21 protein-coding genes and 3 pseudogenes are annotated in these 24,381 nt (G+C 71.2%); 11 read left to right on the top strand and 13 right to left on the bottom strand.

Going from position 1 to position 24,381, the window contains the following annotated elements:
* Positions 1-68 precede the first annotated feature (68 nt).
* Complete coding sequence (locus EF387_RS24495; RefSeq protein ID WP_128378758.1) at positions 69-1,529, bottom strand: sodium:solute symporter family protein; 1,461 nt, start codon at positions 1,527-1,529, stop codon at positions 69-71.
* A 135-nt stretch (positions 1,530-1,664) separates the two neighbouring features.
* Here EF387_RS24495 and EF387_RS24490 point away from each other — a divergent pair, with 135 nt between their 5' ends.
* The gene (locus EF387_RS24490) at positions 1,665-3,206 is read left to right on the top strand and encodes a helix-turn-helix domain-containing protein (RefSeq protein ID WP_128378757.1); all 1,542 of its coding nucleotides are present in this window, start codon (positions 1,665-1,667) and stop codon (positions 3,204-3,206) included.
* Between the two features lie 116 nt (positions 3,207-3,322).
* Positions 3,323-4,138, top strand: a complete 816-nt coding sequence (locus EF387_RS24485) for a phosphatase (RefSeq protein ID WP_128378756.1) — start codon at positions 3,323-3,325, stop codon at positions 4,136-4,138.
* 104 nt (positions 4,139-4,242) lie between these two features.
* On the opposite strand, the gene EF387_RS24480 is transcribed toward EF387_RS24485, so the two are convergent.
* From EF387_RS24480 to EF387_RS24460, 4 genes and pseudogenes are all read right to left on the bottom strand, one after another.
* Positions 4,243-5,109 carry an acyl-CoA thioesterase gene (locus EF387_RS24480; RefSeq protein ID WP_128378755.1) on the bottom strand — a complete coding sequence of 289 codons (867 nt, stop codon included), beginning with the start codon at positions 5,107-5,109 and terminating at the stop codon, positions 4,243-4,245.
* Between the two features lie 36 nt (positions 5,110-5,145).
* Complete coding sequence (locus EF387_RS24475; RefSeq protein WP_128378837.1) at positions 5,146-6,303, bottom strand: acyl-CoA dehydrogenase family protein; 1,158 nt, start codon at positions 6,301-6,303, stop codon at positions 5,146-5,148.
* Positions 6,304-6,419: 116 nt separating this feature from the next.
* Complete coding sequence (locus EF387_RS50085; RefSeq protein ID WP_420802616.1) at positions 6,420-6,977, bottom strand: TetR-type transcription factor C-terminal domain-containing protein; 558 nt, start codon at positions 6,975-6,977, stop codon at positions 6,420-6,422.
* Between the two features lie 99 nt (positions 6,978-7,076).
* Positions 7,077-7,319, bottom strand: a pseudogene (locus tag EF387_RS24460) (helix-turn-helix domain-containing protein); the annotation flags it as partial.
* A 97-nt stretch (positions 7,320-7,416) separates the two neighbouring features.
* Between EF387_RS24460 and EF387_RS24455 the strand changes: the two are divergent.
* The 4 genes from EF387_RS24455 to EF387_RS24440 are packed head-to-tail and all read left to right on the top strand — an operon-like array spanning position 7,417 to position 13,121.
* Positions 7,417-9,033 carry a carboxyl transferase domain-containing protein gene (locus EF387_RS24455; protein WP_128378754.1) on the top strand — a complete coding sequence of 539 codons (1,617 nt, stop codon included), beginning with the start codon at positions 7,417-7,419 and terminating at the stop codon, positions 9,031-9,033.
* Between the two features lie 14 nt (positions 9,034-9,047).
* Complete coding sequence (locus tag EF387_RS24450) at positions 9,048-11,000, top strand: ATP-binding protein (RefSeq protein ID WP_128378753.1); 1,953 nt, start codon at positions 9,048-9,050, stop codon at positions 10,998-11,000.
* Complete coding sequence (locus tag EF387_RS24445; protein ID WP_128378752.1) at positions 10,997-11,953, top strand: hydroxymethylglutaryl-CoA lyase; 957 nt, start codon at positions 10,997-10,999, stop codon at positions 11,951-11,953. Before EF387_RS24450 ends, EF387_RS24445 begins: the two co-directional genes overlap by 4 nt.
* A 7-nt stretch (positions 11,954-11,960) precedes the next feature.
* Entirely contained in the window at positions 11,961-13,121 is a 1,161-nt protein-coding gene (locus tag EF387_RS24440) for an acyl-CoA dehydrogenase family protein (protein ID WP_128378751.1), read from the top strand.
* 22 nt (positions 13,122-13,143) lie between these two features.
* Here the strand turns inward: EF387_RS24440 and EF387_RS24435 are convergent, their stop codons facing one another.
* The 3 genes from EF387_RS24435 to EF387_RS24425 form a co-directional block, all read right to left on the bottom strand.
* Positions 13,144-13,578 (bottom strand): hypothetical protein, encoded by a 435-nt coding sequence (locus EF387_RS24435; RefSeq protein ID WP_238431660.1) that lies wholly within the window; start codon positions 13,576-13,578, stop codon positions 13,144-13,146.
* A gap of 259 nt (positions 13,579-13,837) precedes the next feature.
* Positions 13,838-14,404 carry a hypothetical protein gene (locus EF387_RS24430; RefSeq protein ID WP_128378750.1) on the bottom strand — a complete coding sequence of 189 codons (567 nt, stop codon included), beginning with the start codon at positions 14,402-14,404 and terminating at the stop codon, positions 13,838-13,840.
* Entirely contained in the window at positions 14,401-14,781 is a 381-nt protein-coding gene (locus EF387_RS24425; RefSeq protein WP_128378749.1) for a PadR family transcriptional regulator, read from the bottom strand. The genes EF387_RS24430 and EF387_RS24425 overlap by 4 nt, the downstream gene beginning before the upstream one ends.
* 130 nt (positions 14,782-14,911) lie before the next feature.
* Here EF387_RS24425 and EF387_RS48505 point away from each other — a divergent pair.
* Positions 14,912-15,190 (top strand): annotated as a pseudogene (locus EF387_RS48505) (acyl-CoA dehydrogenase family protein); the annotation flags it as partial.
* A 34-nt stretch (positions 15,191-15,224) separates the two neighbouring features.
* On the opposite strand, the gene EF387_RS24415 reads toward EF387_RS48505, so the two are convergent.
* Positions 15,225-16,454, bottom strand: coding sequence for a GNAT family N-acetyltransferase (locus EF387_RS24415; RefSeq protein WP_128378748.1), 1,230 nt, complete (start codon positions 16,452-16,454; stop codon positions 15,225-15,227).
* A 235-nt stretch (positions 16,455-16,689) separates the two neighbouring features.
* Here EF387_RS24415 and EF387_RS48500 point away from each other — a divergent pair.
* The 3 genes and pseudogenes from EF387_RS48500 to EF387_RS24400 form a co-directional block, all read left to right on the top strand.
* A pseudogene (locus tag EF387_RS48500) lies at positions 16,690-16,785 on the top strand (GNAT family N-acetyltransferase); the annotation flags it as partial.
* A 143-nt stretch (positions 16,786-16,928) separates the two neighbouring features.
* Positions 16,929-17,981: an ABC transporter substrate-binding protein gene (locus tag EF387_RS24405; protein ID WP_128378747.1), complete on the top strand. Its 1,053-nt coding sequence runs from the start codon at positions 16,929-16,931 to the stop codon at positions 17,979-17,981.
* Positions 17,982-18,009: 28 nt separating this feature from the next.
* A complete protein-coding gene (locus EF387_RS24400) occupies positions 18,010-18,861 on the top strand; it encodes a siderophore-interacting protein (protein WP_128378746.1) in 852 nt (283 codons plus the stop codon).
* A 109-nt stretch (positions 18,862-18,970) separates the two neighbouring features.
* Here the strand turns inward: EF387_RS24400 and EF387_RS24395 are convergent, their stop codons facing one another.
* Entirely contained in the window at positions 18,971-20,590 is a 1,620-nt protein-coding gene (locus EF387_RS24395) for a beta-N-acetylhexosaminidase (protein WP_420802614.1), read from the bottom strand.
* A 203-nt stretch (positions 20,591-20,793) separates the two neighbouring features.
* Here EF387_RS24395 and EF387_RS24390 point away from each other — a divergent pair, with 203 nt between their 5' ends.
* The gene (locus EF387_RS24390; RefSeq protein WP_128378745.1) at positions 20,794-21,705 is read left to right on the top strand and encodes a DUF4429 domain-containing protein; all 912 of its coding nucleotides are present in this window, start codon (positions 20,794-20,796) and stop codon (positions 21,703-21,705) included.
* 74 nt (positions 21,706-21,779) lie between these two features.
* On the opposite strand, the gene EF387_RS24385 is transcribed toward EF387_RS24390, so the two are convergent.
* From EF387_RS24385 to EF387_RS24375, 3 genes are all read right to left on the bottom strand, one after another.
* Positions 21,780-22,658, bottom strand: coding sequence for a potassium channel family protein (locus EF387_RS24385; RefSeq protein ID WP_128378744.1), 879 nt, complete (start codon positions 22,656-22,658; stop codon positions 21,780-21,782).
* A 548-nt stretch (positions 22,659-23,206) separates the two neighbouring features.
* The gene (locus EF387_RS24380; RefSeq protein WP_128378743.1) at positions 23,207-23,461 is read right to left on the bottom strand and encodes a DUF1876 domain-containing protein; all 255 of its coding nucleotides are present in this window, start codon (positions 23,459-23,461) and stop codon (positions 23,207-23,209) included.
* A gap of 319 nt (positions 23,462-23,780) precedes the next feature.
* Entirely contained in the window at positions 23,781-24,287 is a 507-nt protein-coding gene (locus EF387_RS24375) for an OsmC family protein (RefSeq protein ID WP_128378742.1), read from the bottom strand.
* Between the last annotated feature and the right edge of the window lie 94 nt (positions 24,288-24,381).

The raw sequence follows: 24,381 nt of genomic DNA, 5'->3' as shown, positions 1-24,381 counted from the left end.
TGCACACGCTTCATCGCGTATGCACTACTTACATTACTTATGCACTAGTTGTACTACTGAGGACGACTTTACTGGGGAGCCGGGACGGCTTCCGACACGGGTTCGGGTGCCCGCCCGGCCAGCCGTTCGCGCCAGGCGGCCAGGACGGCCGCGTCGGTCGCCGGGGTGGCCAGGGAGACGATCACGTAGGCGGCCAGCGAGGACAGCAGCCCGTAGTAGACGGGCTCGTTGGCGAGGATCCCGTACGTGGCCATCAGCACGATCACGGCGAGACCGCCGACCACGACGGAGGCGAGGGCACCGTGCACCGTGCCGCGCTTCCACACCAGCCCGCCGAGGATGGGGACGAGGAGTCCGCCGACGAGGAGGTTGTACGCCACGGTCAGCGCCTCGACCACGTTGTTGAGGGCGATCGCCGTGCAGATCACCGCGACACCCATGATCAGGATGAAGGCGCGGTTGCCCCGGACCTCGTCGTGCGCGTCCTCGCCGCGGCCGACGGCTCCCCGCAGCCGCGACCAGATGTCGTTGTTGGCGACCGTGGCACAGGCGATGAGCGCGCCGGAGGACGTCGACATCACGGCGGCCAGGGCGGCGGCGAGCACCAAACCCCTGACGCCGACGGGCAGTTCCTCCTTCACGATGGTCGCGAAGGCGTCGTCCGCGCTGCCCAGCTTGGGGAACAGCACCTTGGCGGCGGTCCCGATCACGGCACCGGCGAGGGCGTAGACGAGACAGTAGGTGCCGGCGACCGTGCCGCCCCACTGGGCCGTCCGGTCACTGCGCGCGGTGAACACCCGCTGCCAGATGTCCTGCCCGATCAGCATGCCGAAGGTATAGATCAGGACGTACGTGAAGATGGTCTCGCCGCCGATGCCCAGCGGGTCGAAGTAGGACGTCGGCAGCGCGTCCCTCATCTCCCCGAAGCCGCCGGCCTTGACGACGGCGATGGGCAGCAGCAGGAGCAGCACACCGATCGTCTTGACGACGAACTGCACCATGTCCGTGAGGGTGATGGACCACATCCCGCCGAGGGTCGAGTACGCGACCACGATCGAGCCGCCGAGGACGATAGCGACCGTGCGGTTCACATCCAGGAGAACGTCGAAGATCGTCGCGTAGGCGATGGTCGAGGTGACCGCGAGCATCAGGGTGTACGCCCACATGACGACACCGGAGATGACGCCGGCCCGGCCGCCGTAGCGCAGGTCGAGCATCTCGGAGACGGTGTACACCTTCAGGCGGGCGATGCGGGCGGAGAAGAAGACGGAGAGGGCGAGCAGGCCGAGGCCGATGGTGAACACCATCCAGGCCCCGGAGAGCCCGTACTGGTACCCGAGTCCGACACCGCCGATGGTGGACGCGCCGCCGAGGACGATGGCGGCCATGGTCCCCGAGTACATACCGGGCCCGAGTCGGCGGCCCGCGACGAGGAACTCGCTCTTGGATCGGGCGCGGCGCATGCCCCACCAGCCCATGGCCAGCATCGCGGCCAAGTAGACGACGATCACGGTGTAGTCGACGGCCATAGGGGCCTCCTTCGCGCACTCTCGGTGGCGGCGCCACGGTGGCGGTGTCGGAGACTGACCCTAGGTGTCCGGAAAGCGACTCTGAAGTGTACGTTTCATCCACTGTCAGCGATCCGGACGGAGGAAACGTCCACCATGCCGGACGCGTCCGCACCAGGAGCCCCGGGGGTACCGGTACCCCCCACCCCACCGGTCCCGTTCACGGCGCTGCTGGCCCGGGAGGACCTGGGCCTGCGGCAGATCGCGGGGCCGGTGGACTCCGGCACGGTGATCCACTGGGCGCACACCTCGGAGATGTCGGACCCGTATCCGTATCTGCTCGGCGGCGAACTGCTGTTGACGGCGGGCGTGCACATCCCGGACGCGGCGGGGTCCGGCACTTACTTCGACCACTACGTGTCCCGGATCGTGGCGGCGGGCGGCGCCGCGCTGGGCTTCGGCCTGGCCCCGGTGCACGACACGGTTCCGCGGGCGCTGGTGGCGGCCTGTGACGCGTACGAGCTGCCGTTGCTGGAGGTCCCGCCGCGGACCACGTTCTCCGGCGTGGCCCGTGCGGTGTGGCAGCTGATGGCCGAGGCCCGGCACGCGGAGCTGCGCCGGGTGACTCAGGCCCAGCAGAGCCTGGCGGCTGCGGCGGCCCGCCCCGACCCGGTGCCGTCGGTGCTGCGCCGGCTGGCCCAGCGGCTGGGCGGCGGGGCCGTGCTCTACGCGCCGGACGGGACCCAGGTCGCGGCGGCGGGCCGCGAGCTGGGTCCGGAGGCGGCGGCGGGACTGGCGGAGCTGGCGACGGTGGTACGCCCGCGGCCGGCCGGCCCGGAGGCAGGTCCGGCGCGGCGCCCGCCCACGTCGGCGACCGGAGCCACCGCCGAAGCCCATCTCGCCGCTTACGCCCTCGGCACCGGCCAGGGCTTCGTGCTGGGCGTGGCGACCCCGAGGCACGGGTCCGCGATGCCCGGCGACCACACCATCTCCTCCGTCGCCGCCGTACTTCTGTCCCTGCTCACCGGGGAACACCAGAGCGGCGCGGGGGCGGCCCGTTCCTCCGCGCTGGTCCGCCTGCTGCTCGGGGCCCCTCCCGCGGAGGTGGCCCCGCTGCTCGGCGCCGGGCGGTGGATCGTCGTGCACGCGCGGCCCGCCGCCGGTACCGCACCCGACGCGGTGGCCGCCTCCGCCCTCGGCGCCGCGCTGGGCAGCGCGCTGGTGGACACGGCCGGGGTGGTACGCGTCCTCGTCCCCGCCGACCGCGAGGTCCAGGAGCAGCCGGGCTGGATCTGCGGGGTGAGTGCCCCGGTGGAGCCGAGCGAGTGGGCGGAGGCCGACACGCAGGCCGCCCGCGCGCTCGCCCGGGCCCGGGCGACCCGTGCGCCGCTGGTCCGCCACGACGCCCGGCCCGTCCTCGCGGACCTGGTCCCCACCGAGGACGCCGAGGCCCACGCCCGGGCCCTCCTCGCCCCCATCGCCGCCACCCCGTCCCTCACCGAGACCCTCCGCACCTGGCTCTCCCTGCACGGCAGTTGGGACCGCACGGCGGTGGCCCTGTCCGTGCACCGCAACACGGTCCGCCAGCGCGTGGCCCGCTGCGCGGCGCTGCTGGGGGCCGACCTGGACGACCCGGACGTCCGGATGGAACTGTGGTTCGCGCTGCGCCGTGTGGGGACGAAGCGTTCGGCGAGGTGAATCCGGGGCTTCCGGCCCCCCGCGGGGCCGGACAGGGGCGCGGGACCCGAGTGACCCGTGTCCCACGGGTCGGGACGTCGGGCCCGCGAGGGGAGAGCCCCGGCACAATAAGAGGTATGCCGATAACCGGGACGATCCCCAGCCGCACCGAACTAGTCGACCACCTCGTGCGGACTCGAATCGCGGGCGAGGTGGCGACGCCCCGCGAGAACAACCTCTCCCACTACCGCAAGCTCGCGAACGGCGACCGCCACTTCTGGCTCGGCCTGGAGCTCGGCGACCGCTGGACCGACGAACAGGACGTCCTCGCGGTGATGGCCGAGCGGTGCGGCGTGAACGACGACCCGGACTACCGGTTCGGGCAGGACACCATCGACCCGGAGCTGACGGTCGCCGCGCTGGAGCGGATGGCGGCCCGGCTGCGCAAGGCGGCGGAGGGCCGGCAGCGGGTGCTGTTCGCCACCGGTCACCCCGGCGGCCTGATCGACGTGCACCACTCCACCGCGAACGCACTGCGCGCGGCGGGCTGCGACATCGTGGTGATCCCGGACCACCTGCAGGCGGACGAGGGGTACCTCTTCCAGTTCGCGGACGTGGCGATGCTGGAGCGCGGCGCGACGCTGTGGCACACGCACTCCCCGGAGCCGATGCGGGCGGTGCTGAACGCCCTGAAGGAGATGGGCGAGCCGCTCCCGGACCTGGTGGTCGCCGACCACGGGTGGGCGGGCTGCGCGGGCCAGCTCGGTGTCGACGCCGTCGGCTACGCGGACTGCAACGACCCGGCCCTGTTCATCGGCGAGGCCGAGGGCACGGTCCAGGTGACGGTCCCCCTGGACGACCACGTGGTCAGCCCGCGCTACTACGACCCGATGACGGCGTACCTGCTGTCCCAGGCGGGCCTGCTGGACGAGGAGCCGGTGCGGAGCACCTGACCCGCCCCGGTGCCGTGCCCGGGCCGATGCCACGCCCGGGCCGGTGCCACGCCCGGGCCGATGCCACGCCCGGGCCGATGCCACGCCCGGGCCGATGGCCCGGGTCACCGCGGTATCCGGACGACCCCCTCCTGGATCACCGAAATCGCCAGCCGCCCGTCCTGGGTGTAGATCCGTGCCTGCCCGAGCCCCCGCCCTCCGGACGCCGACGGGGACTCCTGGTCGTACAGGAGCCATTCGTCGGCCCGGAACGGCCGGTGGAACCACATCGCGTGGTCCAGCGACGCCCCGACGACGTCCCCGACCGCCCATCCGCCGCGCCCGTGCGCGAGCAGGATCGAGTCGAGCAGGGTCATGTCGGAGACGTAGGTGGCGAGGACGACGTGCAGGAGAGGGTCGTCAGCGAGCTTGCCGTTGGTGCGGAACCAGACCTGGGACTGCGGCTCGCGCGGCTCGCCGAACCTGCCGTACGGCGGATCGTCGACGTAGCGCAGGTCGATGGCCTCGCGGGCCCGAAGAAACCTTTCGACGATCTCCGGAGCGAGGTGGTCGTAGCCGCTCAGGCGTTCCTGGCCGGTGGGCACGGTCACCGGATCGGGGGCCGGCGGCATCGGGGCCTGGTGGTCGAGGCCATCCTCGTACGTCTGGAAGGACGCCGACAGCGCGAAGATCGGCCTGCCGTGCTGGACCGCTACCACCCTGCGGGTGGTGAAGGAGCGGCCGTCGCGGATGCGTTCGACGTTGTAGACGATGGGCGCGCCCGGGTCGCCGATGCGCAGGAAGTACGCGTGCAGGGAGTGGGCGTGCCGGTCCGCGGGGGCCGTACGCCCGGCGGCGACCAGCGCCTGGGCCGCCACCTGTCCGCCGAAGACGCGGGGGATGACGGCGGAGCGGGACTGGCCGCGGAAGATGTTCTCCTCGATCTGCTCGAGGTCGAGCAGATCGAGGAGATCCTGAAGTGCCTGGCTCATGGGAGAGATTTGTATCCGGCCGTTATCACGGTCGGCTTACAGGCCCATGTCCTTCGCGATGATCGACTTCATGATCTCGCTGGTGCCGCCGTAGATGCGGTTGACGCGGTTGTCCGCGTACAGGCGGGCTATCGGGTACTCGTTCATGAAGCCGTAGCCGCCGTGCAGCTGGAGGCAGCGGTCGATGACGCGGTGTGCGACCTCGGTGCAGAACAGCTTGGCGCTGGCGGCCTCGGCCGGGGTCAGCTCGCCCGCGTCGAGGGCCTCCAGGGCGCGGTCGGCGACGGCCTCGGCGGCGTCCACCTCGGCCTGGCAGGCGGCCAGCTCGAACTTGGTGTTCTGGAAGTGCGCGACCGGCTTGCCGAAGACGGTCCGCTCCTGCACGTACTGCTTGGCGAACCGAACGGCGGCCTTGGCCTGCGCGTAGGCGCCGAAGGCGATGCCCCAGCGCTCGGAGGCCAGGTTGTGGCCGAGGTAGTAGAAGCCCTTGTTCTCCTCGCCGAGGAGGTCCTCGACGGGGACCTTGACGTCGACGAACGCCAGCTCGGCGGTGTCGGAGGTGCGCAGGCCGAGCTTGTCGAGCTTCCGGCCGACGGAGTAGCCCTCGGACTTGGTGTCGACGGCGAAGAGGGAGATGCCGAAGCGGCGGTCCTCGGCGGTGGGCGCGGAGGTGCGGGCGCAGACGATCACGCGGTCGGCGTGGACACCGCCGGTGATGAAGGTCTTGGCGCCATTGAGGACGTAGTGGGTGCCGTCCTCGCTCAGCTTGGCGGTGGTCTTCATGCCCGCGAGGTCGGAGCCGGTGCCCGGCTCGGTCATCGCGAGGGCCCACATCTCCTCGGCGGAGACGAACTTCGGCAGGAACCGCTTCTTCTGCTCGTCGTTGGCGAGCATCTTGATGTACGGCAGGCCGAGCAGAACGTGCACGCCGGAGCCGCCGAAGTGGACGCCCGCGCGGGCGGTCTCCTCGTACATCACGGCCTCGAACTTGTACGAGTCGATGCCGGCGCCGCCGAACTCCTCGGGGACGTTGATGCCGAAGAGGCCCAGCTCTGCGAGCTTGTAGTAGAAGTCCCGCGGCGCCTGGCCGGCGGCGAACCACTCGTCGTACACCGGTACGACCTCGGCCTCGATGAAGGCGCGCAGGGTCTCCCGGAACGCCTCGTGGTCCTCGTCAAACACCGTACGGCGCACCGCCGCCACCTCCACCTGCTGCACGTATCGTGTCTAAGCGCTTGCTCAGACAGCACCGTACCGGCGAGTACGAAGCGGCGTCCAGAGCGTCACGGACCCCTGTCCCGTAACGCTCGTCACTCCAACGGCCCACCCGCGGAAGCGAACGCCCCGCGCGCCATCCGGTGCAGCAGCGCCGCCGTGGCCGCGCGCCCGGGCAGGGAGCCCGGACGGCCCAGGTGCGGGGTGGAGTTGAGCAGCCCGAAGACGGCGTGCACGGCCGCCCGCGCCACGGGCTCCGCGAGATGGGGGTACAGCTCGCGCACCACGCCCACCCACAGCTCGACGTACTGCCGCTGCAACTGCCGTACGAGCTTGCGGTCGCTGTCGCGGAGGCGGTCGAGCTCCCGGTCGTGCAGGGTGATCAGCGGGCGGTCGTCCAGCGCGAAGTCGATGTGCCCCTCGATGAGCGAGTCGAGAACCGCCCCGGGATCCCGCCGCACCACCCCCCCACGGCCACCTTCGCCCGACCCGGCTCGCCCGGGTCGCAGGGCTTCCTCGGCCGACCCGGCTCGCCCGGCTCCACGGCCACCTTGCTCGGTCTCGAAAGAACCGCGCTGGGCCCGGCTCTCACCTTCGCCGACCCCGCCCACACCGGCACCAGCACCGGCACCGGCACCCACACCCACACCCACACCGGCCTCAGTACCGGCACCGGTACCGGCACCTGCGCCCGCACCGGCCTCGGTATCGGCGACGGCGCCCACACCGGCGTCCGAGGCCCCGACGCCGCCCCCGTCCGCCTCGGCGAGCCGCCGCTTCGCGCCCGTCAGCAGTTGCCCGCTGATGCCCACGAGCAGCTCGGCGAGCATCGCGTCCTTGCCCGCGAAGTGCCGGTAGAGACCCGGCCCGCTGATGCCGACCGCCGCTCCTATCTCGTCGACGCCGACCCCGTGGAAGCCGCGCTCGGCGAAGAGCCGGGCGGCCTCCTTGAGGATCTGCTCACGGCGGGTCAGGGCGTCGGTTCTGGTGGCCATGGAGACAATTCTAGACAGCGAGGTTAGCGCTCGTTAACCTGAAGGCGTGCGTTAACGCTCATTAACCGGTCGACCACTGGGTGAGGGGACCTCGGACATGCAGGAGGCACCGGAGCTTTCGAGTGCGGCGGACCCCGCGTCGGACGCCTGGCGGGCCAACGAGACGGCGCACCGCGCGCTGGCCGAGGAGTTGCGCGCGAAACTCGCCGCGGCCCGGCTCGGCGGCGGCGAGAAGGCGCGCGCCCGGCACACCGCGCGCGGCAAGCTGCTGCCGCGCGACCGCGTGGACACGCTCCTGGACGCGGGCTCGCCCTTCCTGGAGCTCGCGCCACTGGCCGCGGACGGGATGTACGAGGGGCAGGCACCCGCGGCGGGCGTGATCGCCGGGATCGGGCGGGTGAGCGGACGAGAGTGCGTGATCGTCGCCAACGACGCCACCGTCAAGGGCGGCACGTACTACCCGATGACGGTCAAGAAGCACTTGCGCGCCCAGGAGGTCGCCCTCGAGAACCGGCTGCCGTGCGTGTACCTCGTGGACTCCGGAGGGGCCTTCCTGCCCATGCAGGACGAGGTCTTCCCCGACCGGGAGCACTTCGGGCGGATCTTCTACAACCAGGCGCGGATGTCGGGCGCCGGGATCCCGCAGATCGCGGCCGTGCTGGGGTCCTGCACGGCGGGCGGCGCGTACGTCCCGGCGATGAGCGACGAGGCCGTGATCGTCCGCGACCAGGGCACGATCTTCCTCGGCGGCCCGCCCCTGGTGAAGGCCGCGACGGGCGAGGTGGTGACGGCCGAGGAACTGGGCGGCGGCGAGGTGCACGCGCGCGTGTCCGGCGTCACGGACCACCTCGCGGAGGACGACGCGCACGCGCTGCGGATCGTGCGCACCATCGTCTCCACGCTCCCCGCGCGCGGGTCCCTGCCCTGGGAGGTCCGGCCGTCCGTCGAGCCGAAGGTGGACCCGTACGGCCTCTACGGCGTCGTCCCGGTCGACTCCCGTACCCCCTACGACGTCCGCGAGGTCATCGCGCGCGTGGTGGACGCCTCACGGTTCGCCGAGTTCAAGGCGGAGTTCGGGCAGACCCTCGTCACCGGCTTCGCGCGGATCCACGGCCATCCCGTCGGAATCGTCGCCAACAACGGCATCCTGTTCTCCGAGTCCGCCCAGAAGGGCGCCCACTTCATCGAGCTGTGCGACCAGCGCGGGATCCCGCTGGTGTTCCTGCAGAACATCTCCGGGTTCATGGTGGGGCGCGACTACGAGGCGGGCGGTATCGCCAAGCACGGCGCCAAGATGGTGACGGCGGTGGCGTGCACGCGCGTGCCCAAGCTCACGGTGGTGATCGGCGGCTCGTACGGGGCGGGCAACTACTCCATGTGCGGCCGGGCGTATTCGCCGCGCTTCTTGTGGATGTGGCCGAACGCCAAGATCTCCGTGATGGGCGGCGAGCAGGCCGCCTCGGTCCTCGCGACGGTCAAGCGCGACCAGTTGGAGGCGCGCGGCGAGGACTGGCCGACCGGCGACGAGGAGGCCTTCAAGGCCCCGATCCGCGCCCAGTACGAGCGCCAGGGCAACGCCTACTACGCGACGGCCCGGCTCTGGGACGACGGGGTCATCGACCCGCTGGAAACCCGCCAGGTGCTGGGCCTGGCCCTGACCGCGTGCGCGAACGCCCCCCTGGGAGAGCCCGGGTTCGGCGTCTTCCGGATGTGAGGGGACGAACGACGATGTTCGACACAGTGCTCGTGGCCAACCGGGGCGAGATCGCGGTACGGGTCGTCCGGACGCTGAAGTCCCTGGGCATCCGCTCGGTGGCCGTCTTCAGCGACGCCGACGCGGACGCCCGGCACGTCCGGGAGGCCGACACCGCGGTACGGATCGGGCCCGCCCCGGCGGCCGAGAGCTATCTGTCCGCCGAGCGGCTGCTGGAGGCTGCCGCGCGGACCGGCGCCCAGGCGGTCCACCCCGGGTATGGATTCCTGGCGGAGAACGCGGCGTTCGCGCGCGCGTGCGCCGACGCCGGGCTCGTCTTCATCGGGCCGTCCGCGCTGTCCATCTCCCTTATGGGCGACAAGATCCGCGCCAAGACGACGGTGCGTCAGGCCGGAGTCCCCGTCGTCCCGGGGTCGAACGGCAGCGGCCTGACGGACGACCAACTGGCCGAGGCCGCCCGGGAGATCGGCATGCCGGTGCTGCTGAAGCCGTCGGCGGGCGGCGGCGGAAAGGGCATGCGGCTGGTGCGGGACACGGCGGTGCTGGCCGACGAGATCGCCGCCGCCCGCCGCGAGGCCCGGGCCGCCTTCGGTGACGACACGCTCCTCGTGGAGCGCTGGATCGACCGCCCCCGGCACATCGAGATCCAGGTCCTCGCGGACAGCCACGGCAATGTGATCCACCTGGGCGAGCGCGAGTGCTCCCTCCAGCGCCGCCACCAGAAGATCATCGAGGAGGCGCCGAGCGTGCTCCTCGACGACCGGACCCGCGCCGCGATGGGCGAGGCCGCGGTCCAGGCGGCCCGCTCCTGCGACTACCGGGGCGCGGGCACGGTCGAGTTCATCGTGCCGGGCACGGACCCCTCCGCGTACTACTTCATGGAGATGAACACCCGACTCCAGGTCGAGCACCCGGTGACGGAGCTGGTCACCGGACTGGACCTGGTGGAGTGGCAGGTACGGGTGGCGGCGGGCGAGCGGCTGCCGCTCACCCAGGACGGCATCCGGCTCACCGGGCACGCGGTGGAGGCGCGTATCTGCGCGGAGACCGTGTCCGTCAAGGAGGGCGCGCGCGGATTCCTGCCGTCCGGCGGCACGGTGCTGGCGCTGCACGAGCCGGGGGGCGACGGCGTACGGACGGACTCGGGGCTGAGCGAGGGCACCGAGGTCGGCAGCCTCTACGACCCGATGCTGTCGAAGGTCATCGCCTACGGACCCGACCGCGCGACCGCGCTGCGGAAGCTGCGCGCGGCCCTCGCCGACACCGTCACGCTGGGCGTGCCGACCAACGCGGGCTTCCTGCGCAGGCTGCTCGCCCATCCGGCGGTGGTGGCGGGCGAGTTGGACACGGGGCTCGTGGAGCGCGAGGTGGACGGGCTCGTTCCGGCGGAGGTGCCGGAGGAGGTGTACGAGGCGGCGGCCGCGGTACGCCTCGACGCCCTCACGCCGCGCGGGGAGGGCTGGACGGATCCGTTCTCGGTGCCGAGCGGGTGGCGGATGGGCTGCGAACCGGCGCCCCCGGCCTTCGACTTGCGGGTGGCGGGAGCCGAACCCGTGTCACACCGTCCGCGCGGCACCCACATGGTCACGGCCGACCAGGTGTCCGTGACCCTGGACGGCGTCCGCCACACCTTCCACCGTGCCGGCGACTGGCTCGGCAGGGACGGCGACGCCTGGCAGGTCCGCGATCACGACCCTGTGGAGGCCTCCCTCAGCCGCGCCGCGCACTCCGGCGCCGACTCGCTGACGGCACCGATGCCCGGCACGGTCACCGTCGTGAAGGTCGCCGTGGGCGACATGGTGACCGCCGGACAGAGCCTGCTGGTGGTCGAGGCCATGAAGATGGAGCACGTCGTCTCCGCCCCGCACGCGGGCACGGTCACCGAGCTCGACGTCTCCCCCGGCACGACGGTCGCCATGGACCAGGTGCTTGCCGTGATCGCAGCCCACGAGGAGGTGACGGAATGACCGATCGAGGACTGCCCATGACCGTACCGGCCGCGGACCTCCCCCAGCGGGTGCGGATCCACGAGGTGGGCGCACGCGACGGCCTGCAGAACGAGAAGACGACGGTGCCGACCGGGACCAAGGTCGAGTTCATCCGCCGCCTCGCCGACGCGGGCCTGACCACGATCGAGGCCACCAGCTTCGTACACCCCAGGTGGGTGCCCCAACTCGCGGACGCGGAGCAGCTGTTTCCGCAGGTACGGGAGCTGCCGGGGGTGGCGCTGCCCGTGCTGGTCCCCAACGAACGCGGCCTGGAGCGGGCACTGGCACTCGGAGCGACGCACGTCGCCGTGTTCGCCAGCGCGACGGAGTCCTTCGCGAAGGCCAACCTGAACCGGACGGTGGACGAGTCGCTGACCATGTTCGAGCCCGTGGTGGCCCGCGCGAAGGGTGCGGGCGGGCGCGTCCGCGGCTACGTGTCCATGTGCTTCGGCGACCCCTGGGAAGGCCCCGTACCGGTCGAGCAGGTCGTCCACGTGTGCACCGCCCTGGTCGACATGGGCTGCGACGAGCTCAGCCTCGGCGACACCATCGGCGTGGCGACCCCCGGGCACGTACGGGAACTGCTGACCGCGCTCAACGAGGAGGGCGTGCCCACCCCCACTCTGGGTGTGCACTTCCACGACACCTACGGCCAGGCGCTCGCCAACACCCTGGCCGCGCTGCAGCACGGCGTCACGACCGTCGACGCCTCGGCGGGCGGCCTCGGCGGCTGCCCGTTCGCCAAGTCCGCCACGGGCAACCTCGCCACCGAAGACCTCGTGTGGATGCTCCAGGGCCTCGGCATGGAAACCGGGGTCGACCTCGGCCGTCTGGTCGCCACCAGCGCCTGGATGGCCGAACAACTGGGCCGACCCAGCCCGTCCCGCACCGTCCGGGCCCTCTCGCCCCATGACTCCCACAAGGAGCAGTGAACAAGCCATGGACCACAAGCTCTCCCCGGAACTGGAAGAACTCCGCCGCACCGTCGAGGAGTTCGCCCACGACGTGGTCGCCCCGAAGATCGGCGACTTCTACGAGCGCCACGAGTTCCCGTACGAGATCGTCCGTGAGATGGGCCGCATGGGGCTCTTCGGGCTCCCCTTCCCGGAGGAGTACGGCGGCATGGGCGGCGACTACCTGGCGCTCGGCATCGCCCTGGAGGAGTTGGCCCGCGTCGACTCCTCCGTGGCCATCACCCTGGAAGCGGGCGTATCGCTGGGCGCCATGCCGATCCACCTCTACGGCACGGAAGCCCAGAAGCGGCACTGGCTCCCCCGCCTCTGCTCCGGCGAGATCCTCGGCGCGTTCGGTCTCACCGAGCCGGACGCCGGCTCCGACGCGGGCGGGACGCGCACAACAGCCCGCCTCGACGAGCAGACGAACGAATGGGTGATCAACGGCACCAAGTGCTTCATCACCAACTCGGGCACGGACATCACGGGCCTGGTGACGGTCACCGCGGTCACCGACCGCAAGCCCGACGGCAGCCCCCGGATCTCCTCCTTCATCGTCCCGTCCGGCACGCCCGGCTTCACGGTGGCGGCACCGTACTCGAAGGTCGGCTGGAACGCTTCGGACACCCGCGAGTTGTCCTTCTCGGACGTCCGCGTCCCCGCCGAGAACCTCCTGGGCGAGGAGGGCCGGGGCTACGCCCAGTTCCTGCGCATCCTGGACGAGGGCCGCATCGCCATCTCGGCGCTCGCCACGGGCCTGGCCCAGGGCTGCGTCGACGAATCCGTCAAGTACGCGAAGGAACGCCATGCGTTCGGCCGCCCGATCGGTTCCAACCAGGCGATCCAGTTCAAGATCGCGGACATGGAGATGAAGGCGCACACGGCCCGCCTGGCGTGGCGCGACGCGGCTTCCCGCCTGGTCGCGGGCGAACCCTTCAAGAAGGAGGCGGCCCTGGCGAAGCTCTACTCCTCCACGATCGCCGTGGACAACGCCCGCGACGCCACCCAGATCCACGGCGGCTACGGCTTCATGAACGAGTACCCGGTGGCCCGCATGTGGCGCGACTCCAAGATCCTGGAGATCGGGGAGGGCACGAGCGAGGTGCAACGCATGCTGATCGCACGGGAGTTGGGGCTGGCGGGCTGAGTCACACCGCCTTTGTTGACGGTCACACCTTCTTGACGACGACCCTGTGCGGGACGAGCCTCTCCAGGTCGTCGACGTCCGAGGTGAGGACGGTTACGTTGCCTTGCTGCTGACGGGCGATGACCGCGAGCACGGCATCGCTCGCGAACTTGTGGCCGTGCAGCCCGGCAGTGGCGAGGAGCCGACGGGCCTGCCGGGCCTCTTCCTGTCCCACATCCGCGACGCGGACCCGGGAGAGCACCCAGTCCCAGCGCTGCTCGGTGGTCCGCCCGTCATACGCCTCGACGAGGGTCAGCGGAGACGTGATCACTTCTGCCTCGCCCTGTGCGGCGAGGCTGAGCCGGGCGATCATCATCCGGTCGCCGCGCACGGCCAGCGACAGGGCCTCGCAGTCCAGGACGAAGACCCTTTCCTTACCGTCCTGAACCGCCCGCATCCCGCCCCGCAAGCCAGTCACCCGCACAGGTGACGCGGCCGGCAGGGTGGGTGGGCGGGAGTTCTTTCCCCCGGTTCTTTGCGGAGGTCAGCGGCCCACCGGCCCCTCGCGCACAAGGACCCGGCGCGCCCGGAAGACGGACAGCGACCGGCACCCGGCCGACTCAGAAGCGGTGCTGCCCGTCCCGCTCCGCAGTCCGGCCTCCAAGGCGAGCGCATCGCACTGCGGACCCTGAGCTGTCAGCGGAATGGCGGCCGGGCCCGGAGGTACGGGCGTGATGTCACTTGGTTCCGGGCTGGTCCATCCGTGTGCGGGCGCGCCTGGCGACCGCGTATGCGGCGCTCGGCAGGGTCAGGAGAACTGAGGTCCAGAGGGCGACGTGGAAGAGCGGCTCGTCGCCGGCCAGCCAATCGGTGAGGAGCGAGACCGGTAGGCCGGCACCTGCCGCCAGCAGCCACCCCTTGCCCAAGCCCAGGGTTCCGCGCCGGAGTTCGACGGCGACGGTGACCGTACCGACGGTGAGCCAGAAGGCAAGGCGGCCGGGGCTGACGGGAACTGCTCCGGTCCATCCGATCAGGTGCGACATGAGCAGGATTCCGCCCATCGCGGCCGGCACCACCATCGCCATCCCCAGCAACCGTCTGCGCAGCGGCGTCCTGGCCCGCGCCCAGGCCGCAGCGAACGCCTTGACGTCGTCGCCCACGACATCCCGCGGCGCACGTCCCGCGGCCGCCGCCTCCTCCAGGTGCGCGGAGAGCTCGGCGAGCATGTCCTTGACGGAGGCGTCATCGACGCCCCGGTACTCCCAGTTGCTGCGGCATATGGCCAGGACCCGGTCGGTCGTCATGGTCTTGTTCCCCCTGTGGTCGGCTCGGTGTTGGTCAGGATCTCGTTCACCTGGGCCGTGAAGTCCCGCCAGACGGTGCGGCCCCGTGTCAGTTCCGCTCCGCCTGCCCGGGTCAGCCGGTAGTACTTGCGCGGCGCCCCTCCGCTGGATGACGGCGCGCGATAGGACTCGATGAGCCCTGCCCGCTCCATCCGGGCGAGCAGCGGATAGATGCTGCCCTCACTGACGAGTTCGAGCCCGCTCTGACTGAGAGCTTCGACGAACTCGAATCCATAGCGAGGACGTTCCGCGATCAGGGCGAGCAGGCAGATGTCGAGCGCTCCACGCAGGAGCTGGCTGCGCCGGGGGTCGCCGGACGTCTCCTGCCCCATTGTCATGCGGCACATGATAGTCAGCCAACTACCTTGCGCCGCACGACAGAAGGCGAGCCATGGAGTGTCGGCCGGCGGCGGAAGACAGCCGGAGACTCAGAATGGGCTCAGCTCACCATCTGGGTAGGCGGTGGCCTCGGCCCTGTCTACGTGCCTGGCACAGGGCTGTGCGGACGAGCCGTCGAAGTACGCGAAGGAAGCCAGGCCTTCGGCCACGCCATCGGCTCGTACCAGGGGATCCAGTTCATCGCCGACATGGAGATGAAGGCCCACACGGCCCGCCTTCCTGACACGACGCGGCCTCCCGCCGCGCCGCGGGTGAACCTTCAAGAAGGAGGCCGCCCTGGCGAAGCTCCACTCCTCCACAATCGCCGCGACAACGCCGGCCACCACCCAGATCCACGGCGGCTACGGCCGTCGACCCCGGCACGTCGAAGAGGTCGGCGCGGTCAGAACCAGTGCAGGCAGTGCGGGGAGCGCTCGGCGCGGAAGAGTGTGTCGGCGAGGGTGGCCGCGCCTGGGCGGTGGGCCCGGATGTGTCCGGCACGCACGAGCGTGCTCGGGGCGGTGCCGCCGAGGTAGACGGAGCCCAGGTCGCTGATGTCGAGGGACAGGTCGGGCTTCCGGTCCGTCGGGACGCAGTCGGCCTTGCTGTCCCGGATGGTCAGCAGGTAGCGGTCGTGTTCGCCGAGGAACGGGTCGTCGATGTCCAGGACGAGCTCGCCGTCCGTGAACCAGCCGCGCGCGGTCAGCGCACGCGGGACGTCCAGCAGTCGCACCCAGAGCCAGTCCATGGCGCCGCTCACCTCGCCGGCGCGGAAGTCCGCGAACTGCCAGCGCAGCGGGTGATCGGCCGGGACGTGCTTGAACACGACGTGCGAGACCAGGTCGTGTCCGAGTACGAACCGGGCCAGGGCCGTGAAGACGGCGTCGTCGGTGGCGATGGTCTCGTCGACCGTCAGGGTGCCGGACTCGATCGAGTAGCTGGCGTAACCGTCCGGGACGCCGTCGGTGTCCCGGTGGACGGCGACGTAGCGCGGCGCCGGCGAGATCGGGGGCTGCCCCGCGCGCAAGGCCCACCAGCGGTGCGGCCGGGACAGAGCGCCGGGCTGGGCGCGGCGGTACCGGTCGTAGACCTCTTCCAGGATCTCGCCGCACTCGGCCCGACGCAGCACCTCGACCGAGCCGTTGTCCGAGCCGTTCGCCGGTGCGTGGGTCACTCCGCGCGCCCGGGGTACGGCGAGGGCGGCCTGGTGGCGCGGTACCTTCAGCTGCGCCGTGTAGGTCGCCGGTCCGTAGCCGAACCTGCCGTAGATCGGGGCCTGAGAGGCCAGCAGCACGGAAAGGAACTCCCCGTCGGCCCTCAGTCCGGTGAGCTGATGCCGCATCATCGCGCGGAGCACGCCCTGGCGCCGGTGCGAGGGCAGGACGCCGACGGCGGTCACCCCGGCGGCCGGGACGAGAGTCTCACCGGGCAGGGTGAGCTCGAAGGAGTGCGTGGCGGCGGTGCCGACGGGCCGTCCGTCCGCCGTCAGGGCGAGCATGCAGCGGTCCGTTTCGAGGGCCGACCACCAGAGCCCGCCGCCCTCGATCGGGGTTTCCGGGAAGAGCCCGAACGCGGCATGGACCGTGTCGACGAAGACATCGAGATCCTCGTCGGTCGTGGGACGGATCTGCATTGCTGCCGCTGCCTCCTCGGGATACCGGCACCACGACTCGCGGTGTCTGGCCACAGTGCAGCGTTAACCCGTGGGCAGGGCAAGCGAATTACGGCCGGGCGCGGCCGCATCGACGGCCGCCGCCCTGTGGTGGACGCCGATGAGTATGAATGATCGTCGCCCGACCGACAGCCGAGCGTCACCGGAGGCCGGGGGCACGGTCGGTTCCTCAGCCGCCCCTCCACCGAGGCGGCGATTGCGCCGGCATGTGCGGAGGCCGGACGGCACTTGGCGCGACACGGTCCACTTCTCGATCCTGGCCCCGGAGTGGTCCCCGGCCAAGCGGCGCCTGGCGCCCGCCCGGGCTCGGCCACGGCGGATAGGCCAGGGCGTGGGGGCAACCCGACCCGGGATGACAAATAAGGTTAGGCTAACCTATCTTGGACCGCTGTCATCCGGTGGTTATCCGCCCCCTGCCCGAAAGCAGCTGCACCCATGCCCAACCCCCGTGCCCCTCACCTCACCCGCCGCGGCCTGCTCGCCGCGGGCGGCGCCCTCGGTCTCGGTGTCGCTCTCGCCGCCTGCGGTGACGAGAGCGACACGAAGCGCGGCGCCGGTTCGGACTCGACGAGCACGGCGGCCGACTCCGGCCCCTGGTCCTTCAAGGACGACCGCGGCGAGACCGTGAAGCTGGACGACGTTCCCGCGAACATCGTCGCCTTCACCGGTGTCGCCGCCGCGCTGTACGACTACGGCATCGAGGTCAAGGGCGTCTTCGGCCCCACCACGACCAAGGGCGGCAAGGCCGACGTCCAGGCCGGCGACATGGACGTCAGCAAGCTCACGGTCATCGGCAACGCCTGGGGGCAGTTCAGCGTCGAGAAGTACGTGGCCCTCTCCCCCGACGTCCTGCTCACCACGACCTTCGACAGCGCGGGCACCCTCTGGTACGTGCCCGAGGAGTCCAAGGACAAGGTCGCGAAGCTGGCCCCGAGCGTCGCCGTGTCCGTCTACGACCGGCAGTTGACGCAGCCGCTGGAGCGGATGTGGGAGCTCGCCGAGTCGCTCGGCGCGGACATGAAGGCGGACAAGGTCACCCGGGCCAGGAAGCGCTTCGAGGACGCCGCCGCCCGGCTGCGCAAGGCCGCCAAGGCCAACCCCGACATCAAGGTGATGGCCGGCTCCGCCGCCGAGTCCGTGTTCTACGTCTCCGGCACCAACCTCTCCGTGGACCTCGAGTACTTCAAGGCGCTCGGCGTGAAGTTCGTCGAGCCGCCGGAGGAGGCCAAGAAGGAGACGGGCGGCTGGTTCGAGACCCTCAGCTGGGAGAACGTCGACAAGTACCCGGCCGACATCATCATCATGGACGACCGCTCCTCGACCATCCAGCCCGCCGACATCACCCAGGCGACCTGGAAGAAGCTGCCCGCGGTCAAGGCCGGCCAGGTGATCCCGCGCTCCCCCGAGCCGATCCTGTCCTACGACAAGTGCACTCCGCTGCTGGAGAACCTCGCGGAGGCGCTGGAGAACGCCAAGAAGGTCAGCTGACCACTTTCGCGTGAGCTTTGGAGAGCGTATGACGACGGCCGTGGCCGCCCCGTTCCGTTTCTTCTCCCTGCGGGTGACCCGGACGACGCGGCTCGGCCCGTCCCTGGTCCGGGTCGGCTTCGCGGGACCCGACCTGAGCGCCTTCGCCTCCGACGGGCGCGACCAGAGCCTGTCGCTCTTCCTGCCGCATCCGGGGCAGGACGCACCCGTCGTTCCGATCGAGTCGGGCGACGGCTGGTGGCAGGCCTGGCGTGAACTCCCGGACGACGTACGGGCGGTGATGCGCTCGTACACACTGCGCGCCCTGCGGCGCACCCCGGGCGAGCCCGACGAGATCGACATCGACTTCGTGCTGCACGGCACGGAGCCGGGGTCCGCCGGGCCCGCGGGTCCGGCCTCGCGCTGGGCCGCCCGGGCCGCGCCCGGCGACCGGGTCCTGGTGCTCGGCCCGGCGGTCGCGGACAACACCGCGATCCGCTTCCGCCCGCCCGCCGACACCGACCTGGTCCTCCTCTGGGCCGACGAGACCGCGCTGCCCGCCGCCTCCGCCATCCTCGAGTCGCTCCCGGCCGGCACCCGCGCCCGCGTCTGGCTGGAGGTCGAGCACCCCGCGGACATCCAGGAGCTGGCCACCGCGGCCGATGCCGAGATCACCTGGCTGTTCCGGGACCAGGGCGCTCCGGCGGGCGTCGACGCGATCCGGGCCGCCGCACTGCCGGAGGCCTCGGCCCCGTACGCCTGGATCGCGGGTGAGTCCGGCTGTGTGAAGGAGCTGCGCAGACACCTCGTCCGGGAGCGGGAGTGGGACCGGCGCCGGGTCGCCTTCGTCGGCTACTGGCGGCAGGGGCTCAGCGAGGAACAGCTGCGCGAGCAGGCCTAGAAACCACCCACCGGCTCTTCGCAGGCGGAGCGAAGAGCCCCACGAACAGGCGGGCGCTCCGGAACGGTCCCCCGGGGCGCCCGCCGCCGTGTCGCGGTCTGTCAGGAGTTCACTCGGCGGGCCACGGGACCTTCGGCGACCTGTAGTAGCCGATGCCCAGCGCGTCCCACCGCGGGGCCTGAGCGGCGAGCCGCACCTTGTAGGTGTCCCAGTCGTGGGTCGCGGCGGGCGACCAGCCCAGCTCGGCGACGCCCGGCAGCCGCGGGAAGACCATGTGGTCGATGTCGGACGTGGTGACGATGGTCTCGGTCCACAGCGGCGCCTCCACCCCCTGGACGGCCGAACTCGGGGCCCCGGGGAGGTAGTCGGCGGGGTCCCAGTCGTAGGACCGGTCCACCTCCACCAGACCGGCCCAGTCGAGTCCCAGCGGGGTGTCCTTCGTGTACTTCATGTCGAGGTAGATCCGGTCGGCGGGCGAGAGGATCAGCCCGGTCCCGTTCTGTGCCGCCCTGGCGACCTGGGCCTTCTCCTCGGCACCGGTTTCGTCCAGGCCCCAGTACTGCGCCAGGGCGCCCTTCGCGGGGGTCGCCCCGGTCAGCTGGTGCCAGCCGATCACCGTCTTGCCGTACCGGGCCACGACGGGCTGCACCCGGTCCATGAACTTGACGTAGTCCTCGTGGCTGGTGGAGTGCGCCTCGTCGCCGCCGATGTGGAGGTAGCGTCCCGGAGTGAGGGCGGCCAGTTCACGGATCACATCGTCCACGAAGTCGTAGGTGACTTCCTTGTCGACGCACAGCGAACTGAAGCCGACCTCGGTGCCGGTGTAGAGCGGGGGCGCGACTCCGTCGCAGTTCAGGTCCGCGTACGAGGCGAGGGCGGCATTGGTGTGGCCCGGCATGTCGATCTCCGGGACGACCTCCAGGTGGCGCGAGGCGGCGTAGCGGACGATCTCCTTGTAGTCCGCCTTGGTGTAGAAGCCGCCGGGGCCACCGCCGACCTGGGTGGAGCCGCCGTATTCGGTCAGCCGGGGCCAGGAGTCGATCGCGATGCGCCAGCCCTGGTCGTCGGAGAGGTGCAGATGCAGTTTGTTGAGCTTGTAGAGCGCCAACTCGTCGATGAACCGCTTGACTTGGTCGACGGTGAAGAAGTGCCGGGAGACGTCCAGCATGGCGCCGCGCCAGCCGTAGCGCGGGGTGTCCTTGATGGTGCCGCCCGCGACCGGCCAGGGCCCCGGCTGCACGGTCCGCTTCTCCACGGCGGCGGGCAGCAGTTGGCGCAGGGTCTGGACGCCGTGGAAGAGCCCGGCGGACGTCCGGGCGGTGATGGTGACGCCGTGCTTGCCGCTGTCGAGGCGGTAGCCCTCGCCGCCGAGGGCCTTGTCACGGGAGCCCAGCCGCAGCCGGATCGCGTCGCTCCCGCCGCGCGAGGTCACCGGCAGCCGGTATCCCGTCGACGGCCGCAGAATTCCGGCCAGATAGAGGCCGATCCGCTCGGTGTTCCGGTCCACCTGGATGCGCGTGGTGGGCGTGATGCGGAACGCGGTGCCGTCCGGAGCGACGGAGGCCGGGGCCGGCACCACGCGGCCGAGCGGGGTGGGGGTTCTGGTGGGTGCTTCGGGGGCGGCGCCGACGGCGGAGATCCCGGCGGCGGCCACGAGCAGCAGCGTGCGGCGCCGCATGGCGCCGCCGCCCGAGCCGAGCAGCCTGGGGCTTCTGTGACGCTGTCTCACGAAGGGTCCCTTTCCACGGGAAATCAAGGGTCCACGGGTGCACGGGGCTTCACAGGTGCACGGGTGCACGAGTGCACCGAGTCACTGGCCACGAGGCACGGAATCGCCGGATGCGGCGAACGTTCCCCATGGGACCCGTTGAGTACCCGGCCCGTCAATAGGTATAGACCAAGTTCCCGGCGGTCCGGTGAAAGAATCACCCCATGGCGGAAATCATCCAGCGGGACGGCACCTGGACTTTCGACGGCGATTCCCTGCGACTGGTGCCGGGCCGGGACAAGGGCGTGAGTCTGCTCCGCAAGACCCTGGGCGAACTGACCGTCCCCCTGGAGGCGTTGGCGGGCGTCTCGTTCGAGCAGGGCAAGAAGTCAGGGCGGCTGAGGCTGCGCCTGCGGGACGGCGCCGACCCGCTGCTGCAAGCGACCGGCGGCAAGCTCACCGAATCCTCGGACCCCTATCAACTCGCCGTCGAGCCGGGCCGGTACGGAGTGGCCGAATACCTGGTGGACGAGGTGCGCAACGCACTGTTCCTGGACGAGGTGCCCGCCGGCCCCGCCGACCGCTATCTGCTGCCGGGGCCCGCCGTGCCGCTGTCGGTCTCCGCCGGCGACGGCACGGCGAGCTTCGACGGCGAGCACGTCCGCCTGGAGTGGAACTGGAAGACCGAGGAGGCCAAGGCAGCCTCGGGCAACCGCTCACTGCCGCTGGAGCACATCGCCGCCGTCGAGTGGCATCCCGCGGAGGGCCTGGAGAACGGCCACCTCCGCTTCACCGTGAAGAACGCGCCGACCAAGGCCCCGCCCAAGTACGACCCCAACTCCGTCGAGTTGTGGGGCTTCAAGAAGGACCCGTTGATGGCACTGGTGGCGGCGGCCGTACAGGCCCGCCTCCCACACCCCTCGGCACCGGTCGCGGACCTGCCGCCCACCGCCGTGCCGCAGCAGATCCCGGCCGCGGCCTTCCAGCCGGCCGTCGCCCCCGTCGCCCCGGCGCCGGAGGACGACCACGACGCCCTGCTGCGACGGCTGCGCGAACTCGGCGAGCTGCACAAGTCGGGCGTCCTCACGGACGAGGAGTTCACGGCGGCCAAGCAGGCGGTCCTCAAGCGGATGTGAGCACCGGAGGCCGACCGCGTCATCCCAGCCCGGCGGACGGCCTCCACTGCACTCCACTCCTCTCTTCGTGCCGGTCAGGGCTGATGGAGGCTGCGGCCGTGGTCGGCGGCGTAGGCCGCGAAGACATCCGTCGGTGTACCGCCCGTATGCAGAAAACGCTCGTCGAGGATGGTGGCGAGATCCTCCAGAGCACCGCCGAGCAGGTCGCCGGCCAGACGCACGTCCTGGCGCCGGGCCGCCTGCCCGCGCTGGGCGAGGGTCGCCGCGTAGCCGACCATGGCCGCGAAAGAGGCGTCGTCCTCCCCGTCATGGAAGTAGTAGGCCTCGGCGTACTGGGTGAAGTCGATGCGGACGCGCACCACTTCAGTGGCCAGGCTGTCCAGCATCACGGCTCCGGCACAGGAGTCGATCTGCTGCGTCGTCGGTTCCGAGTCGCGCAGCAGTGCCAGCCTGATGGCCAGGGCCCTCCTGCGGCTCAACGCCGGGTAGATCTCGAGCACCCAGGAGACCGTGGCCGTCAGGAGAGCGAAGCCGATGAGGGCTTCCAACGGCGAGACCAGGCGGAGCCAGCCCTCGCCCGGCGCGATGTCGCCGAGCCCCAGGGTGGCGACCATGACGAGCGACAGGTACACGGAGTCGAGCAGCGGCGGTTCCTGAGCCGCCTTGGAACCGGGAGAGAACGTGAACGCCCCGGGCATGTGGGGCCAGTAGACGATGGACCAGCCCAGGATGACGATGGCGGCCCACATGCCGACCACCGTCACCATGGAGAGCGGCCCGACGAGCCCGACCACACGCCTGCGCACACGAAAACGCTTGGCCAGTTTCCACAGCACCGTCATGACGAGTCGGCTTAGGCCCCCGTGCCGCGTTGGGTGCCAGAGCGTGTGGAACAGGTCGCGCAGTACGGCCATGACCAGCCCGACCCCCACCAGTGAGACCAACCACTCCATGCACGTCTCCCCATGGCCCTTCCGCGCGGTGCCCTGGGCAGCGCGGGCGTCGGAGGCCACCGTCGGCAGCGCCTGCCGCCCGAGGCTTGTCGCGAGCGTAGTGCGACGGGGTCGTCACGGAACGCCGAATCGCCGCCCGCCGAGCCCGCGGGCGAAGCGGACGTCGAGTTCCGGTGCAGCAGCTGGGCGCACCCACACGGCGTGATCGAGCAGCGCTCAACCGGTCGGCCGAACCGATACGGCGGCCGGACTGAGGCGCGCGGGCCGGATCGAGACGCGCGGGCCGGATCGACACCCACATGTCGCGTCGGCCCCCGGCCCAGGGCACGCCAGACTCGGGTCGGTGGGCCGCTCCCGAGGCAGGCGACTGGTCCGGGGCCATCCGGGGCGTTGCTCCTGTGCGGTTTCTCCGGTCTGGTTCATCCGGTCCCTGCGGAATCGGTGGCCATCATGCGAGCGCATCTCGGCGACCATCTTCCTGACGCGGCCGGCGGTGGCCAGCCTCGCGACCACAGGAGTCCCCGCCTCGAACGGCGACGCCGCGTCGTTCACTCCGGCCGGCCGGCCGCACCCTCGATGTCCCGCTCGGCGGTGTCGAGCAGCTGCTGGGCGAGATTGCGCACGGCCCGGCCCGCCGCCAGCTCGTCACCGATCTCCGGCACAGGGGTGTCGACGGGGCTGCAGTGCGCGGTCCCACGACCTGTGAGCACGGCGGTCCCGGTGTCCAGCACCACCCGTGCCGTCGTCGTCCCCTCTTCCTCGAAGAGATGGAGGCGGACCTTCCACTCCACTGTGTGCGCCATCTTCTTCCTCCTCGCCTCGACAGGGCCCGGACCCGCCCTTCGATCCGGCACCGGACCCGTAGGCGGACCGCTCCCGAGTCGGTCTCTTCGAGCCGGTGAGGCTCGAATCCAGGCTGGCACGGGAGTCGGCGCGGTGGCAGGACCCGTCCGGCCCCTCCTCGGGCCGGTCGGCCCCTGGGGAGCCCACAGACCCGCCATGAGGGTGTGAGGTGGGAGTTGTGGGCGGAGGGGGAGACATGATCCTGACCACGTCGATTCCACCGGCCGCCGGGCAGCGCGCATCAGGCGGGCCGGTGCGCGGGTCGGACCGAGGGCGGGCTCATGGCTCCATCGGCATCATCGGCGCCACCGGCTCCCTCCGCTCCATCGGCTCCCTCCGCTCCAGCTCGATGCCGATCTCGGGTGGTTGGTGGAGCGTGTTGTGGACGGTGCAGTGCGAGGCGACCGCGAGCATGGCCGCGTGGCGCTGTGCGGAGAGAGCCGGCGGCGGGACGACGACGATGCGTACGGACGCGATGCGGGCCGGGCGGTCGGTGGCCATGGTGAACTCCGTACGGACCCGCAGTCCGTCGCGCGGCAGCCCGTGGCGGGTCAGGTAGCGGCCCGCGTAGAAGGCGACGCAGGTGGCCAGAGATGCCGCGAACAGCTCGGTGGGGGTGGGGGCGGTGTCCGTGCCGCCCGCGTCCGTGGGCTGGTCGACCATGAGCAGGTGGCCCCGGATGTCCACCGCGTACGCGTCGCCGTTGACGTGGGCGACGTCCAGTCGGTGCACCTCCGCCTCCTGTGACCGCCGTACGGTGATCGTCTCCGACGCTGTGTCTGTCATGGCCGGCCTCCTTCGGCGGCGCTGCTGCTGATCTCCGGTGGAACGCGAACGGCCCGGCGGCGAGTGCGTGCGCGGTCTTCGCTGTCACGTCTCA

Origin of the sequence: Streptomyces cavernae (assembly GCF_004023625.1) — a bacterium.
GTDB classification, from domain to species: domain Bacteria; phylum Actinomycetota; class Actinomycetes; order Streptomycetales; family Streptomycetaceae; genus Streptomyces; species Streptomyces cavernae.
Note: the sequence above shows the minus strand (reverse complement) of the source record. Positions and strands in the feature narration are given on the sequence as shown.

Coding starts and splice junctions, on each gene's coding strand:
- EF387_RS24495 (WP_128378758.1), bottom strand. CDS start 1,529: ATGGCCGTCGACTACACCGTGATCGTCGTCTACTTGGCCGCGATGCTG.
- EF387_RS24490 (WP_128378757.1), top strand. CDS start 1,665: ATGCCGGACGCGTCCGCACCAGGAGCCCCGGGGGTACCGGTACCCCCC.
- EF387_RS24485 (WP_128378756.1), top strand. CDS start 3,323: ATGCCGATAACCGGGACGATCCCCAGCCGCACCGAACTAGTCGACCAC.
- EF387_RS24480 (WP_128378755.1), bottom strand. CDS start 5,109: ATGAGCCAGGCACTTCAGGATCTCCTCGATCTGCTCGACCTCGAGCAG.
- EF387_RS24455 (WP_128378754.1), top strand. CDS start 7,417: ATGCAGGAGGCACCGGAGCTTTCGAGTGCGGCGGACCCCGCGTCGGAC.
- EF387_RS24450 (WP_128378753.1), top strand. CDS start 9,048: ATGTTCGACACAGTGCTCGTGGCCAACCGGGGCGAGATCGCGGTACGG.
- EF387_RS24445 (WP_128378752.1), top strand. CDS start 10,997: ATGACCGATCGAGGACTGCCCATGACCGTACCGGCCGCGGACCTCCCC.
- EF387_RS24440 (WP_128378751.1), top strand. CDS start 11,961: ATGGACCACAAGCTCTCCCCGGAACTGGAAGAACTCCGCCGCACCGTC.
- EF387_RS24430 (WP_128378750.1), bottom strand. CDS start 14,404: ATGACGACCGACCGGGTCCTGGCCATATGCCGCAGCAACTGGGAGTAC.
- EF387_RS24425 (WP_128378749.1), bottom strand. CDS start 14,781: ATGACAATGGGGCAGGAGACGTCCGGCGACCCCCGGCGCAGCCAGCTC.
- EF387_RS24415 (WP_128378748.1), bottom strand. CDS start 16,454: ATGCAGATCCGTCCCACGACCGACGAGGATCTCGATGTCTTCGTCGAC.
- EF387_RS24405 (WP_128378747.1), top strand. CDS start 16,929: ATGCCCAACCCCCGTGCCCCTCACCTCACCCGCCGCGGCCTGCTCGCC.
- EF387_RS24400 (WP_128378746.1), top strand. CDS start 18,010: ATGACGACGGCCGTGGCCGCCCCGTTCCGTTTCTTCTCCCTGCGGGTG.
- EF387_RS24390 (WP_128378745.1), top strand. CDS start 20,794: ATGGCGGAAATCATCCAGCGGGACGGCACCTGGACTTTCGACGGCGAT.
- EF387_RS24385 (WP_128378744.1), bottom strand. CDS start 22,658: ATGGAGTGGTTGGTCTCACTGGTGGGGGTCGGGCTGGTCATGGCCGTA.
- EF387_RS24380 (WP_128378743.1), bottom strand. CDS start 23,461: ATGGCGCACACAGTGGAGTGGAAGGTCCGCCTCCATCTCTTCGAGGAA.
- EF387_RS24375 (WP_128378742.1), bottom strand. CDS start 24,287: ATGACAGACACAGCGTCGGAGACGATCACCGTACGGCGGTCACAGGAG.